This window comes from Kluyvera intermedia (assembly GCF_021440345.1).
GTDB classification, from domain to species: Bacteria; Pseudomonadota; Gammaproteobacteria; order Enterobacterales; family Enterobacteriaceae; genus Kluyvera; species Kluyvera intermedia_A.
In genome coordinates, this window is record NZ_JAKCNS010000100.1 from 13,497 (window position 1) to 28,176 (window position 14,680).

Annotated in this window: 13 protein-coding genes and 2 tRNA genes; 3 read left to right on the top strand and 12 right to left on the bottom strand. The window is 51.1% G+C overall.

Features of this window, described 5'->3' with window-relative positions; all coding sequences use genetic code 11:
- Positions 1 to 2: 2 nt before the first annotated feature.
- Positions 3 to 1,763, bottom strand: a complete 1,761-nt coding sequence (locus LZ634_RS20630) for a sulfatase (RefSeq protein WP_234508561.1) — start codon at positions 1,761 to 1,763, stop codon at positions 3 to 5.
- 14 nt (positions 1,764 to 1,777) lie between these two features.
- Positions 1,778 to 3,319: a PTS transporter subunit EIIC gene (locus tag LZ634_RS20635; RefSeq protein ID WP_234508564.1), complete on the bottom strand. Its 1,542-nt coding sequence runs from the start codon at positions 3,317 to 3,319 to the stop codon at positions 1,778 to 1,780.
- A 157-nt stretch (positions 3,320 to 3,476) separates the two neighbouring features.
- On the opposite strand from LZ634_RS20635, the gene LZ634_RS20640 reads away from it, so the two are divergent.
- Positions 3,477 to 4,724 carry an anaerobic sulfatase maturase gene (locus tag LZ634_RS20640; RefSeq protein ID WP_234508565.1) on the top strand — a complete coding sequence of 416 codons (1,248 nt, stop codon included), beginning with the start codon at positions 3,477 to 3,479 and terminating at the stop codon, positions 4,722 to 4,724.
- On the opposite strand, the gene LZ634_RS20645 is transcribed toward LZ634_RS20640, so the two are convergent.
- Together LZ634_RS20645 and LZ634_RS20650 are read right to left on the bottom strand one after the other, a co-directional pair.
- Positions 4,715 to 6,073, bottom strand: a complete 1,359-nt coding sequence (locus tag LZ634_RS20645; RefSeq protein WP_234508567.1) for an aryl-sulfate sulfotransferase — start codon at positions 6,071 to 6,073, stop codon at positions 4,715 to 4,717. The two genes, LZ634_RS20640 and LZ634_RS20645, sit on opposite strands and share 10 nt — an antisense overlap.
- A 74-nt stretch (positions 6,074 to 6,147) precedes the next feature.
- Entirely contained in the window at positions 6,148 to 7,026 is an 879-nt protein-coding gene (locus LZ634_RS20650; protein WP_234508574.1) for a LysR family transcriptional regulator, read from the bottom strand.
- A 499-nt stretch (positions 7,027 to 7,525) separates the two neighbouring features.
- Here LZ634_RS20650 and LZ634_RS20655 point away from each other — a divergent pair, with 499 nt between their 5' ends.
- Positions 7,526 to 8,251 (top strand): HAD family hydrolase, encoded by a 726-nt coding sequence (locus LZ634_RS20655; protein WP_234508576.1) that lies wholly within the window; start codon positions 7,526 to 7,528, stop codon positions 8,249 to 8,251.
- 130 nt (positions 8,252 to 8,381) lie between these two features.
- Here the strand turns inward: LZ634_RS20655 and LZ634_RS20660 are convergent.
- The 3 genes from LZ634_RS20660 to LZ634_RS22785 form a co-directional block, all read right to left on the bottom strand.
- Positions 8,382 to 8,457 (bottom strand) — tRNA-Asn (locus tag LZ634_RS20660).
- A gap of 141 nt (positions 8,458 to 8,598) precedes the next feature.
- Complete coding sequence (locus LZ634_RS20665; RefSeq protein WP_234508577.1) at positions 8,599 to 10,065, bottom strand: EmmdR/YeeO family multidrug/toxin efflux MATE transporter; 1,467 nt, start codon at positions 10,063 to 10,065, stop codon at positions 8,599 to 8,601.
- Positions 10,066 to 10,148: 83 nt separating this feature from the next.
- Entirely contained in the window at positions 10,149 to 10,220 is a 72-nt protein-coding gene (locus tag LZ634_RS22785) for a DUF5951 family protein (protein WP_414467754.1), read from the bottom strand.
- A gap of 6 nt (positions 10,221 to 10,226) precedes the next feature.
- Here LZ634_RS22785 and LZ634_RS20670 point away from each other — a divergent pair.
- Positions 10,227 to 10,302, top strand: a tRNA-Asn gene (locus tag LZ634_RS20670).
- Between the two features lie 197 nt (positions 10,303 to 10,499).
- Here the strand turns inward: LZ634_RS20670 and cobT are convergent.
- The 5 genes from cobT to LZ634_RS20695 form a co-directional block, all read right to left on the bottom strand.
- A complete protein-coding gene (gene cobT, locus LZ634_RS20675) occupies positions 10,500 to 11,552 on the bottom strand; it encodes a nicotinate-nucleotide--dimethylbenzimidazole phosphoribosyltransferase (RefSeq protein WP_234508578.1) in 1,053 nt (350 codons plus the stop codon).
- A gap of 29 nt (positions 11,553 to 11,581) precedes the next feature.
- The gene (cobS, locus tag LZ634_RS20680) at positions 11,582 to 12,322 is read right to left on the bottom strand and encodes an adenosylcobinamide-GDP ribazoletransferase (RefSeq protein WP_234508580.1); all 741 of its coding nucleotides are present in this window, start codon (positions 12,320 to 12,322) and stop codon (positions 11,582 to 11,584) included.
- Positions 12,319 to 12,864, bottom strand: a complete 546-nt coding sequence (cobU, locus tag LZ634_RS20685; RefSeq protein ID WP_234508614.1) for a bifunctional adenosylcobinamide kinase/adenosylcobinamide-phosphate guanylyltransferase — start codon at positions 12,862 to 12,864, stop codon at positions 12,319 to 12,321. Before cobU ends, cobS begins: the two co-directional genes overlap by 4 nt.
- 110 nt (positions 12,865 to 12,974) lie before the next feature.
- A complete protein-coding gene (locus LZ634_RS20690) occupies positions 12,975 to 13,295 on the bottom strand; it encodes a DUF496 family protein (protein ID WP_234508582.1) in 321 nt (106 codons plus the stop codon).
- A 201-nt stretch (positions 13,296 to 13,496) separates the two neighbouring features.
- Positions 13,497 to 14,555 (bottom strand): FUSC family protein, encoded by a 1,059-nt coding sequence (locus LZ634_RS20695; RefSeq protein ID WP_234508584.1) that lies wholly within the window; start codon positions 14,553 to 14,555, stop codon positions 13,497 to 13,499.
- Between the last annotated feature and the right edge of the window lie 125 nt (positions 14,556 to 14,680).

Here is a 14,680-nt window from a genome sequence, read left to right on the forward strand (position 1 = left end):
GGTTACTCTGTCCTCAGCAACAATCGAGTCTGATAAACCAGCGCTTTATGCTTATCTCCGGTAAAGCAGACGTCAATCAGTGTGAAGATATCCATTGCTGTCAATAAATGGCTGGCAGGAAAATGCTTCAGGAGTTCGTCCTGAGATAAACCCAGTTCCTTAGCTGCACTGATGACAAAACGTAACGCTTCATTCACACCATGATGCTCGCAGCGATACTCTTTCCCGACGCACATCGCCTGTCTGGTCCAACGCTCTGCGAAGGCCAGTTCCCGCTCGGGTGACAGGGGATCCAATTCGAAGCGGGCATACAGTTCCGGTGGTGCATCATGCAACTGCATCATTCCGATTATCGCCTGAGCATACTGAAACGCCCGCTCGCTGTCGTGAAGTGGACGCATCTGTTGCGGATCGGTTTTGAGGTCGAAGAGTTTATCCCCGAACCGCCATGGATTCAGGTAGCTGAAGGTGGCGGGGATTTGCATGATCTGCGCGCCCTGAGTGAAATCAAAGCCAGGATGGATACTTATGTTCTGCAGCTCACTCGCTTTGAACATGCTGTCAATTCGGGTCGGCATCAGGGTGTATTCATACAGATTTCCCTTCCCTTCCTCCCGCGGACAACGCATATAGACATAGCTGCCGTCGGTGATATTGATATGGCCGCCAAAGTAACCAAACATCGCATAGTCCCGTACCGAGGTATTATTTTCTACCGCCGGGCGTAGCGGTTTACCGGTCATGGAGGGTGGGCGTGGCACATCGAAATACTCCAGCAACGTCGCCGGAATATCGACTGTCTGCGCCAGCGCGCTACGGCGAACACCTTCGGCTTTACAACGTGGATCGCGGATAAAAAACGGCGTATTCGCGATTTCGTTGTACACCGGCATGATGTTCTTACCCCACCACTGATGCTCGCCGAGCAGGAAACCATGGTCGGTACAGACGATGAACAACGTGTCTTCCCACAGACCCAGCGCTTTCAGCTTGTCCATTACCTGGCCAAGGTAGTCATCGCACATGGTAATCAACGCCTGGTAGAATTTGCGGACTTTTTCATCATCACTGCCACCGGGGGCACCGCAGTAATATGGTACCCATCCGTCAAATTCATCAGGCATGCAGCCATACTGCGCAAGGTACTTCTCAGGAACAAAGAATGGCTCATGGGGATCGAAGCATTCGATCTGTAGGAACCAGTTATCCTGATCTTTGTTGGTTTCCAGAAAATCGAGACCGGCACTGATGGTACGGTGAGTAAAGTGCTCTTCCTGAGTCGGCATCGCTGCCCGATTGATCAGATCCTGGGTCATACGCCCGCTGCGACGACGGAGGGTTTCTTCATCTTCCATGCCCTGCCATTTGATCGCAGGTTTCTCAACCTGACCTTTCCAGCAATCACCTTCCTGACCGCGGATAAACTCAAAAGTGGAGTAACGGGTATGATAGGTTGCACCACCATCACGCCAGTAGTGTTTATGGTCAGTCACCATATGGGTGTGAACGCCAGCCTGATTCAGCGCCTGGAACGTGGAGAAATCGAACGGCTCCATTGGCCCCCAGCTGCGGTGCAGAAAATTGTAACGTCCGGTGTGCAGTTCACGCCGGGCCGGCATACAGGGCATGCTGCCGACATAGAAATTATCAAACTGCGCAGACTCGCGGGCCAGCCGGGTAAAGTTCGGGGTGATAGCATCGCCCCCATAAGGGGCGAGATGGTTACGCGTCAGCGTATCAAACATCAGCATTACAGCTTTCATAAGACGTCTCTTCTCTATGAACCGATAAATTCTTCGACTTCGTTTTTAATCAGAGTCACGTGCGGCCCGTAGACCACTTGAACCCCCTCTCCACGGATAAATGCCCCACGACTGCCGAGTTGTTTAAAGGCCTCCACAACTACGTTTTGCGGGTTTTTGACCGTGATACGAAGACGGGTAGCGCAGCAATCTACATCCACAATATTTTCCCGTCCGCCCAGCGCCTGCACGATCCCCGCAGCACGTTCATTACCACTGACAGATACAACCGGAGTTTCATCGTCAGCTTCATCTTCACGGCCAGGTGTTTTCAACTGACGCCATTTGATAAGGAAACGGAAAGAGAAGTAGTACAGGCAGAACATCACGGCACCGAGTGGCAGCATCAGCAGCCAGTTGGTTTTGGCATTACCCTGAAGGACACCAAACAGCAGGAAGTCGATAAGTCCGCCGGAGAATGTCTGTCCGACCGTGATCTGCAGGATGTGGGTGAACATAAACGCCACACCGGTCAGCACAATGTGCACGCCATAAAGCAGCGGTGCGCAGAACATGAAGGCAAATTCCAGCGGTTCCGTGATACCGGTGACAAACGCAGTCAGCGCGGCGGACAGCATCAGGCTGGCCACTTTTTTCTTGTTCTCAGGACGGGCTGAATGGTAGATAGCCAGTGCGGCACCCGGCAGACCAAACATGAAGTCCGCAAAGCGTCCGGCCATGAAGCGGGATACCCCAATGTAGTACTGAGTCACTGAGGGATCGGCTAGTTGAGCAAAGAAGATCTTCTGCGTGCCCTGTACCAGATGTCCATCAACCATTTGCTCACCGCCGACGCTGGTCAGCCAGAAAGGTAAATAGAACAGATGATGGAGGCCAAGAGGAATAAGGCATTTGAGGATCATGCCGTAGAACAGAGTTCCGATATAACCGGTCTTCTCAACCAGGCCACCCAGATGGGTAATGCCAGTCTGGATAGGAGGCCAAACCCAGAACAATGCCACACCAAGGAAGATAGCAAAGAAGGAACTGACGATAGGCACAAAACGGGAGCCGCTAAAAAAGGCCAACAGGTTTGGCAACTCCGTTTTACCGAACCTTTTCTGGACCCAAAAGGCCAGAAGGCCGCTCATTATCCCACCCATTACACCCGTTTGAAGGGTGGTTACCCCCATCACACTCGCCTGCCCGACTGCGGCCAGATTATCTGTTGCCAGCGTTCCGGACAACAGAAGTGATGCATTGATGGCTTTGTTCATCACGATATAGCACAGAACTGCCGCAAGGCCTGCCGTACCTTTATCACTACGGGCCATACCAACGGCAATGCCTACAGCAAACAGCAGTGAAAGGTTATCAAAGACCACGCTGCCACACAGCTTCATGACGGTAAAAATCGCCTGAATCACTTCACTGTTGAGGGCTGGATAGGTCGAGAGAGTAACCGGATTGGTGAACACGCCACCGAATCCCAATAGCAGGCCTGCCGCAGGCAGGACGGCAATCGGCAACATAAAGGACTTACCTAGGTTTTGTGCTCCGGCAAACAGGTTGCTCATAAAGACCTCTGATGTTTATTTTATGAAACTTATATTTCATAGTATAGTTATTTTGATGAAAGCTATATTTCGATCATTCAACGCCAATGTCAAAACGCATTGATAAAAAAGTGAGCAATGTCACTAAACTTCATGTGTGATTAATTCAGGAGCAACCATGAGCAAGCCTTTCCATTTGATGGCCAAGCCCGTCAGTTATCAGTGCAATATTGCCTGTGACTACTGTTTCTATCTGGAAAAAGAACAGGGGACGTTGAAACCTCGTAAGCCCGCTCGTCATATGGATGATGTCACCCTTGAAGCCTATGTTCGGCAGTACATTGAAGCCAACCCCGGTCTGGAAGTGGAATTCACCTGGCAAGGAGGCGAACCCACGCTTGCTGGTATTGCGTTTTATGAAAAAGCGCTACAGCTGCAGAGCAAATATGCAGGGAAAAAACGTATCACTAACAGCATACAGACCAACGGTGTACTGATTGATGAAGCATGGGCTGAATTTCTGGCGAAGAATAAGTTTCTAGTCGGGCTCTCTATTGATGGGCCAGCCTGGCTGCATGACCGCTACAGGAAAAACCGAAGTGAGCAGTCTGTTTTCAACAAAATACTGCGAGCCATGAATTTGCTGAAGAAACACTATGTTGATGTGAATATTCTGACCGTCGTCAACAATGTCACCGCTGAACACCCACAGGAAATTTACGAGTATCTGACCCAAGAGCTGAAGGCTGAATTTGTTCAGTTTATCCCTGCGGTCGAACAGCGGCCGGTTAACGAGAAATACGGCGAATTGCTCTACCCGCAGACACTTGTCGGCTCCGTCACAGAGTGGTCAGTCTCCGGGGAACAATGGGGACGATTTATGACAGGAGTTTTTGACCAGTGGGTGCAAAGAGATGTGGGTCGGGTGTATGTGCAGATGTTTGACAGCGCGCTGGCGGCCTGGCTGGGTGAAAAACCATCGCTGTGTGTAATGCAGCCTTCCTGTGGTTTTGGCCTGGTGGTAGAGCAGAACGGTGACGTCTACAGCTGCGACCATTACGTCTATCCTGAACACCGCCTGGGAAATCTGCGGCGTGAGAGCCTGGCAAAAATGGCTGTCAGCAAACAGCAACGTAAATTTGGGCTTGCCAAAACAGAGGTGAGCGCAGAGTGCATGCGTTGTGAGTGGCGGTTCACCTGTCATGGGGGATGCCCCAAGCACCGGATACACAGAATGGGTGAACGCTGGCATAACCACCTGTGTACAGGTTATAAAGCGATATTCAGTCATCTCAACCCATACATGAGTTATATGGCCGAACAAATAAAAAATCAGCGCCCACCGGCTAACGTTATGCAGGTAGCAGCGTCTATTGCAGCCCGGAACAATCCTGCTCCGGGCTCAGTGGCATGTAATCAACCATAAATGGCTGAAGGATACATCGTGGCTCTGATGGCCTTGAAGTTATAGAAAATGAAGTACGGGTAATCCTGCCAGGAGAATTCCATAGCCCAGATGACTTCGCGTGTTTCCTTCAGCACTTCATAGACGCAGACCGTCGGATTGATAGTGGCAACCGTGCCATCATTGTCCGGATCTCCCCAATGCGTTCCCACATTGATGCCAGCATCATCCAGACAGATTCCTCCGTGATTGACGAGATAGGTTGTGTCGTAATCACGAACGCTCCCGACATAAGAGCCATAACGCAGGCTTCCCATCTCATGACCAAATGTCCATGTACGTTGAATCGTCATTGCATTGGTATCAATGCGATAGCGCGAACATTCGGAGTAGTTTTCTGCAGCCGGTACCTGTAGAGCAGCAGCATAGCTACGATAGTTACCATTATTAAAAATGATAATATCCGTCAGCCCTGCTTCGGCAGGTTGATCAACTGGCAGTGTGACTGAGTGCTGACCCCAGTTCCAGAAATCAAGGTTTGCAGCCTTATCGCTGATGATGGATCCCTCGCTATCAAGCGGTGTCAGCAACTTCGACTGGTAAGTGTCTGCCCAATTATCATGTGGCCCCATGATCCAGTTAATATCATCAATTGCCAATTTATGATCAAGGGCACCAGCGCTAGAGACGACTGAGAGGATGGTATCTTGGTGGCGGCCAGAAATAATCACGCTGTCCGTTGACGGATCGTAAATCGATCGATTGTTATGGAACCAGTCCTTTTCGTCAGTTGCTCCCTGAGCATTAACGTTAGGAACAGCCGGACGCGACACATCGAGAACTTCACGGAGGCGAAATTCACTGACATTTTCGGCTGATTCAGGATAGTTGATTACTGCGGTGACATCCATCACATAGTTATTCGGATGTCCGGGATCTTCTGTCGTGATCAACAACTGGCCATTATCAAGCTCGTACCAGTCGTGGTGCATTCTGGAATTCAACATAGTTTGTCGTACACAGCAACCTAGAATATCAACTTCACGTAATTCGAAGAAACCAAAGCTGAGCAGAAAATTACCATTTGATAGACGTTCAATATCTGACCATTCTGTATTTACATAATCTCCGGTTAGTAACCAGCGAATATTGTTCGATGAATCAATCCCCACAGGATAAGCCGATTGTGGGGCAATAAAAGTAAATCCGTCAGCCATTGCTGAGATATTTTTTTGATAATTGAACTGATTCGGCTCATGTCGAGTAGGAAGAAGAACTGAAGAAACAGGAAGTGGTGATGTTGTAACAGTATATTCTAGCGTCTGAGTTGTCTGGTCAGTCCAAACAAGTATAACGTGTCGTCCACTCATGCAGTATCGTGCGTGATAATCTATGACTTTTCAGTGTGCCTTCACTCCAATCCAGACAGGCGTATCGAAAGCGTTTACGACAAACTACGCATGACAATCTGTAGGAACTCATCTCGCATATGGTTGTCGATTTTCGGATTCCATGCCACGCCAATGTTCCATAAGCTCTGCTTTCTCCAAAGTTTGATCAATTTAACTCCCGCAGGTAAAAAGTTTTCGACGCTAGCGGGCAGCAGCGCAAAACCATTCCCTCCGGCTATTAAAGCCAGTAGGGAATGAATGTCATTTGTGACTGAGACTGGTTCAGCGATAAGCTCATTATCTCGGAGGAATGCTGCCGTTTGCTCCGCCAGACAGGGACTGACTGCTGGGTCCATGCATAAGATCGGATTTACTACCAGCGTACGTTGAAGGTCTGCGGGATTAATTTCAGCGGTGACCGGGGCTGCCAACACCAGATATTCTTTATTTATCAAGCGAGAAGCCAATAGTTCTGTTACCGGCATACGCACAAATCCAGCATGAAGTTCGCCCTCCATCAACATCCTTACTTGTACGCTTGAGGCAAGCTGTCTGATAACAACATCACTGTCGGGAAATTTCTGGCGAAAAATATTTATCCACACGGGTGTGCTTTTAAACGAAGAAATACCAAAACCGAGCACTAATTTTCCCGCATTCCCCTTCTGGATATCCTGGGCATAGGTTAAAAAATCGCGGTGGGATTTCAGCAACTCATAAGCTTTAGTAAATAACTGCCTGCCAACTATTGTCAACATCGCCCCCTGGCGACCACGCAGGAAAAGCTGCCCTCCGATCTCTTGTTCGAGAATCTGGATCTGCTTTGAAAGCGCAGGTTGTGTCAGAAATAATTCTTCCGCAGCTTTATTATAATTCCCTTTTTCGGCCAGCATCACAAATGCGCGCAGAAGCCTTATATCTATTCCTGACATTTATCGAATCCTGAAAAAAATGGAATTATACAAATAGTCACAGCAGATGACATGATGCACTAAATTATTAAACCGAGATGCTGTCGATTTATCAATTCCAGAAACACCATATCTACTGCTAGCTTTCCTATTTAGCACTTACTAACGGCAAGCTATTTATAGCAAGCAACCTGATGGATTATTACAACATACATTCCATCAACAAATATATTTACATCGAATAATTTAAGGATTGAATGTTTATGCCAAATATAGCCGTTCTCCCTAATGACCTGCAGTACGAGTTTACTTACAAAATAACCCACTCGCCAAAAATTCTAGCGCGAAAGTTCACCCAATTTAACCAGTGTCTTGATGAAATCCGCTCTCTAGGGCAATCCGTCATCCGCCTCCAACTTATCAACGACCCAAATGACCCAAATGCCCCAAATGACCCAGCGGTACAGAAGCGCTACCGCGCAAACCCGCTCGATGTTCAATAAAAAACTGGAGATAGATAATGTATAGTTCTGCGAATCTTATTGCCGCTGTTTTATTCGATATGGATGGTGTTCTTATTGATTCCAATGCGGTAATTGAGCGTGGTTGGGCTGAAGGTGCACAGATGTTCGGCAAGACACTTACGGAAGAGGACATCATCAAGCATATCCACGGACAGCCGGGTCCGCATACCATCCGCGCCCTTTTCAACGATCTTTCCCTAGAAGATCAAAAGAAAGTTCAGGCACATATCATTCATGTTGAAAATACCGCTAATTACGACCCCATCCCCGGCGTTAGCGAATTTATCCGAAAGTTACATAAGGCTGACATTAGCGTCGGAATTGTCACTAGCGGCTGGCGGTCGAAAATCGATCGCGTCATGGAGATGTTGCAGATTACGCACTGTATTTCAGTGATTGTCGAGCGTGATGATGTCGCGCGTGGCAAACCCTATCCTGACCCTTATCTGCTTGCCGCTGAGCGGCTTCATCTTGCGCCCCCCAGGACACTCGTATTTGAGGATTCACGGAGCGGCGTAATGTCTGCTGTTACAGCTGGCGCAGTTTGTGTTGGCATCGGTACAGACGCTCTTAAAGAGTACGGTGCAGCACACGCGATCGCAGATTTTCGCGATGTGGTAGTCATCACGCAAACAGACGAAAAAGTAGTTATCGCATTTACCCCAGAGCACCAGATGGAGATTGAAACTCAGAATGCTCGTCAGCAAAAAACTGCGTCATAAGGGAAGAAAGGGAATTAATAATCACCGAACAGCCTGACCCAGTACCGCGTACTGTATGATCATATTACGAAAACGAAGATTGATAAAAAGCAAAAAGCCTGCTTAGTTTCCTAAGCAGGCTTTTTAAATTTGGCTCCTCTGACTGGACTCGAACCAGTGACATACGGATTAACAGTCCGCCGTTCTACCGACTGAACTACAGAGGAATCGTGTGAACGGGGCGAATATTAACGGCGCCCCTCCAACTTGTCAAAGCCTGTTTCGCACAAAATAAATCGTTTGCTGGTTTATTCTGCAATTCGCCTAAAAACCGGCTTCCACTGCCGATTTTTACCACAATCAGGCTGTTATCCCTCATCCGTTTTTTTGGCCGGCGCGTATTTCCACGCCCAGCGGCCGGTAATCAAACGGCGATAGAACATCACTGCGCGGGTAGCCCAGTCGAGGAACATCCCCATCCAGACGCCAACCACGCCCCATCCCAGAACGATACCCAGTACGTAACCGACCACCACGCGACAACCCCACATACTTAACATCGATACCCACATGGCGAATCGAACGTCGCGGGCACCTTTGAAGCCAGCCGGAAGCACCCAGGATGCGGCCCAGATAGGCATAAAGGCGGCATTCATCCACAGCAGTATTTTCACCACCTCTTTGACATCCTGTTCCTGGGTATAGAACGAGGCGAAAAGCCCGGCAAAAGGCGCGGTTCCCCAGGCGATAAGGGTCAGGACAATGGTCGACATCCAGAAGACGTGACGCAGCTGTCGTTCCGCCTGCGCCAGTTGACCGGTCCCCAGCCGTTTACCGGTGATAATGGTCGATGCGGCGCCAAGGGCGTTCCCCGGCAGGTTAATCAGCGCCGCCACCGAGAAGGCGATAAAGTTACCGGCAATCACATCGGTCCCCATCCCAGCAACGAACATCTGGGTTAACAGCTTACCGCCGTTAAACAGCACTGATTCGATACTGGCGGGAATACCGATCCCCATCACTTCCCAGATAATGGCGAAATTCAGCGGCTTGAAGTAGCTTTTCAGTGGAATACGCAACGCCGGGTTAAAGCCAACCATCAGTACAATGATGGTCACGACTGCGCCAATATAACGAGAAATGGTTAACCCAAGTCCAGCGCCAGCGAAGCCCATCCCGTCCCAGGAGAAAATGCCGTAAATCAGAATACTACTGATGATGATGTTGAGGATATTCATCCCGCCATTGATCATCAGTGGAATTTTGGTATTCCCTGCCCCGCGCAGCGCACCGCTACCGATGAGCGCAATCGCTGCCGCCGGGTAGCTCAGCACCGTCAGTTCAAGATAGGTTAGCGCCAGGGCTTTTACTTCTGCATTTGCATCCCCGGCCACAATATTGATGATCCCGGCGCCAAAATAGTGAATCACCGCCGCCAGTACGATGGCGAACAGGGTCATTATCACCAACGATTGTCGAGCTGCCGCGCGCGCCTTACGCCGGTCTCTCTTGCCGAGGCTAAAGGCGACCACAACCGTCGTCCCAAGGTCAACCGCCGCGAAAAAGGCCATGATCACCATGTTGAAGCTATCGGCTAAGCCCACGCCGGCCATAGCCTCCTTGCCCAACCAACTCACAAGGAAAGTACTTAATACCCCCATCAGCAGAACGCAGGTGTTTTCCAGAAAAATAGGTACTGCGAGGGGGGTAATTTCACGCCAGAAGAGCACTCGGTAGCTTTTGCGTTTTTTATACCAGGGCGTGCGTGAGACGGCCTGTCGTAGGGCGGCGGTGACGTTCAAAATGGGCCTTAGATCAGAAAGTTGAAACCACATTTCAAATGATGATGGAGAAATGCTGATCCTGCAAAACATTTTTCCTTAATTTTTGTTGGGATTCGCGACAAATTGTTGATGGATTAGGCAAATGCATCACTTGTTGGCAATTGGTGTTTGACAAAATTTTTTTCGCCGCTAAGATACGACTCCACACCGATTCCTCTGTAGTTCAGTCGGTAGAACGGCGGACTGTTAATCCGTATGTCACTGGTTCGAGTCCAGTCAGAGGAGCCAAATTTAAAAAGCCTGCTTTCGAGCAGGCTTTTTGCTTTCTATGATTCCCACTTTCTGCAATACCAACAATCACCCCACCAGCTATCGCTCATCAGAATGGTTTAAATGCAAATGCAGTACCGTGCATGGATACTGAGTCGTTAAAGAAGAGCATCTACCACAGATAGCCGGAGGATAACTCCGGCGCATCCGCTTGCTTATACGGGCAAGATGATATTGCTGTCTGCTAACGAGCCCATACGGTTGTGCATCGCGCAGGCCGATTCGACGATGTGCATCGCCATTGCCGCCCCGCTGCCTTCGCCCAGGCGCATCTCCATGTTCAGATAAGGCACCAGTTGCAGATGTTCCAGCGCAATACGCGCCCCTTTCTCCGCCGAGAAGTGGGATGGAATAAGGTAGGGTTTGACGCCAGGGGCAATGCGGCAGGCCGCCAACGCTGAGGCGTAGGAGAGGAACCCATCGAGCACCACCGGCAGGCCGCAGGAAGCTGCACCCAGCATCACGCCGGTCATACCGAGCAGGTCAAAGCCGCCCACTTTTGCCAGCACATCGAGGCCGTTGTCTGCATCAGGCTGATTCAGCGCGATTGCTCGACGCACGACATCCACTTTGTGGTGCAGCTGCGAGTGCGGCAGGTTAGCGCCAATACCGACGACGGCTTCTGGATCAGAGTCTGTCAGCACGCTCACCACGGCAGCGGCAGGGGTGGTGTTCGCCATTCCCAGCTCACCCACGCCGAATAGCGTGACGCCCTGCTCCGCCAGGCTGCGGGTGTAGTTCATTGTTTTCAGTAGCAGCGATTGCGCCTGCTCTGCGCTCATCGCGGCGGTTTTGGCGATATTACCGCTACCGCGAGCCACCTTCATATCGATAAGGCCCGGAATCGGGTCTGCATCAATACCCACGTCGAGCACATGAACCTGCGCTCTCGCCTGCGCGGCTAGCACGCAAACACCGGTATTATGACGAGTCATATTGGCGGCCTGAATGGCAGTTACCACCTGGGGTGACACCGCAACACCTTCGTGCCAGACGCCGTGATCGGCGCACATCACCAGGATAGCCTTATTATCAACCTGCGGTACGCCATGCAGCCCTGGCATCCCCGCTAACTGGACCGCCAGCGACTCCAGTCGTCCAAGGCTGCCCGTAGGTTTAAGCAAGCCATCAATATGCTGCTGCGCGCGTGCCATCGCGGCACAGTCCATCTCAGGAATGGCCGCCAATAATGAATCCAGTGTTTGCATTATTCTTATCCGTTTCGTTTAACGCTGACTTACAGGAGCGCCAGCAAGAAAATCACTTCACCTAATTCGATGCCGGCACCGAGTGTATCGCCCGTTTGTCCGCCCAGCGTACGCTTAAGCAGTTGGCCAATAATGAAGACGCCGACAAACGCCACCAGCAGCGCGCGCAGGCCGTGCATACCGAGCAGAGCCGTCACCAGCGCACCGCCAATCACCAACGTTAGCCAGGTCTGGCGAAAGCTGACTTTGCCGATAAACAGATTGCCGAGTCCCTCTTCGCGGGCATAACGATGGCGGTACATCAGCAGTACCGAGGCCGACCGCCCGGCGATACAGGTCGCGGCAATCGCCGCCAGCATTGGCGTATCGCGCAGTGCCAGCTCGCTCATCGCCAGCACTTTAGCCAGCAGGACAAAAATCAGCGCCAGCCCGCCGTGGGTGCCAAGGCGACTGTCGCGCATAATTTCCAGCATTTTCTCGCGACGACGCGCCGAGAAAATCCCGTCACAGGTGTCCGCCAGACCATCGAGATGGAAGCCACCGGTCAGCAGCGCCAGTGCCAGTACGGCGAAGAACGCGGCCAGCGGAATACCGCACCAGGCCTGTACGACCATAAAGACCAGGCCGCTTAGCGCACCGAGCAGCAGCCCAACGACGGGAAACGTGATAACACCGCTGACGTAGCGGTCAAGATCCAGCCCCTGCGACCAGCGCTGCGGCACCGGCAGACGGCTCATAAATGAAAGCGTGGCAAAGAACAGTCGACTCATTTTATTTTGACTCCAATCCCTGATACCACCAGCCAGACGTCATCCGCCGCCTGCGCCAGTTTTTGATTCACTCGACCGGCAATATCACGAAAATGCCGGGCCAGACGATTCTCGGGCACAATGCCCATCCCCACCTCATTAGTCACTAGCACGATAGGCGACGGGCAACGCTTGCAGGCCGCAATCAGCGCATCGATTTCGCTATTCACCTGGTTTTCCAGCGCGGTAAAATCCCAGCGTTCAATCTCCTCTTCATTGCCAGAGGCGAACAGGATATTGGTGATAAGCGTGGTGATGCACTCCAGCAAAATCGCTTCCTGGGGATCGTTTTGCGGGGTGATAATATCGGCAAGGTTTTGCCAGCGTTCTTCGGTGTGCCAGTGTGTGGGACGGCTATCCCGATGGTGTTGGATGCGTTCGGCCATCTCGGCGTCAAAAATTTGCGAGGTGGCGATGTAACGAACCCGGAGAGAATGGCTGATTAAGGATTCTGCGTGACGGCTTTTTCCGCTGCGCGCGCCGCCTGTCACCAGTATCATAATTGCGTTTCCTGATGTTGCTGCATGGTTCGCAATGTCGCTTGATTGTGGGTAGTTTTGACTAGCGTTCTGGAAGGTCGGGTGGCGACCACGTCACCACCCGCTCATGACGGTTACTCGCCTTTCTGCTCGCCCATCGCTTTCAGTTTTTTGGAGATGTCGCGACGTTCTTTCGACAGCTCGGCATTTTTGATGATGTAGTCATCAACGCGATCTTCGTAGTCGCCCTTCATGCTAGCGATGATGCCCTGAATCGCTTCTACGCTCATGCCAGGTTTGATGTAGTCGCTGAGGTTGTCCAGCAGCAGAACACGTTTCTGGTTGTCACGGATCTTTTTCTCAACGTCCTGAATTTCACGTTGCAGTTTGTTCTTACGACGGAACAAACGTACGAATTCTAGTACGTCCTGAAACGACGGTTTCGTGGTTTCCATTTTTATACCCCTGATAGTTGATACTCGGATTCGTTAAAACAACGGCTACACGCTAAGGTACACATTACTGATCTACCCTTCAACCTGTATGAATTGGCGTAGCTGCGTTGTAGCAAACAATCATTTTTGCTTTAGCCTCATCATAACCCTAAATTTAGCTGAATCGAAACAACCCGTCATAAAAGTGCGTGTATCTGCTTTTTATTTGCGCAAAGCACGGCACATCAGGCTCGACAGTAATTCCAGCTGGCGCGCCAGCTCCATGCTTAACCAAACGTAGCCGTGGATAGGCGTTTCGGACAGATTCTCGCCTTTATACTCATTCACCAGTTGGCGGAGCTCTGCCGCGATATCATTGAGCTTTTCGCTGTTGGCTTTAATCGGCTGCGGATTCCCCTCGTATAGCGCGTGGGCGATAGCCAGCAGCGTTTGCTGCGTCATCATCTGGGTTTCGCGCAGCGTATGCGCGTTCAGCATCAGCAGGTGACTTGGACGAGTGGCCCAGTGGGCGTTGATCTGCAGTTCCAGCATACATACAAGGTTACGGCTCACCGTTTGAATTGCTTCGAAAATACCTTTGTGGATATGCGTTTCTTTACTGGCCGGTGTAATCAGGCCGCGCATTTTCACCACGTCGTTCAACACCTTTTGCAGATGTTTTTCCAGACGCGGACGTTCGATAAGGTTAGGTGAAAGACCGGCCTGGTAGATGCGGTTAAATTGGGTAACGAAGCTTGCCATCTGAATGCGCCAGTGGATAAACGCACGCTGCGGCCAAATGCCGGTAAACAGCATCGCCAACAGGCAGCCGAAGATCACGTCGCCGCTTCGCCACAGCGCGGTGGTCATATCCCCCGGCGGTGCGCCAACCACCACGCCCAGCGTGATACCAATAAGCAGTGCCTGATACGGTTTTTTACCCAGCGCCAGCCAGCCGCAGAGGAACATCGCCCCAGCGCACCAGATGAGCATCAGCGGCAGCGAGATAAGCTCCAGCTTCAGCGCCACCAACCCCAGCGCCGAGCCGAGGACGGTACCGCCAATACGCTGAAAGGCACGCGGCACCACGTTGCCCCAAAAAGAGATCGGCCCCATCACCACTACCAGCGTGATAAGTGGCCAGGAGCCTTCTGGAATATGCAGCAAGCGGACAATCAGAAAAGTCAGGACGAAGGCCAGCGCAATTCGCGCGCCGTGAACGGTACGGTAATTGCGATATAAGCGAATTTCAAAAGGGCTGAGTGACTTATCCGGGCGCACACTCATTCTCCGACAAAACGAAAGCGTGAATTGTACCTGCTCACACAGGCGACCACCACCGCAATAAAACGTCCCCTTGAGGGTAACACCGTGAGTTTAAGATTGAGATACCCGGGGCGACCGCC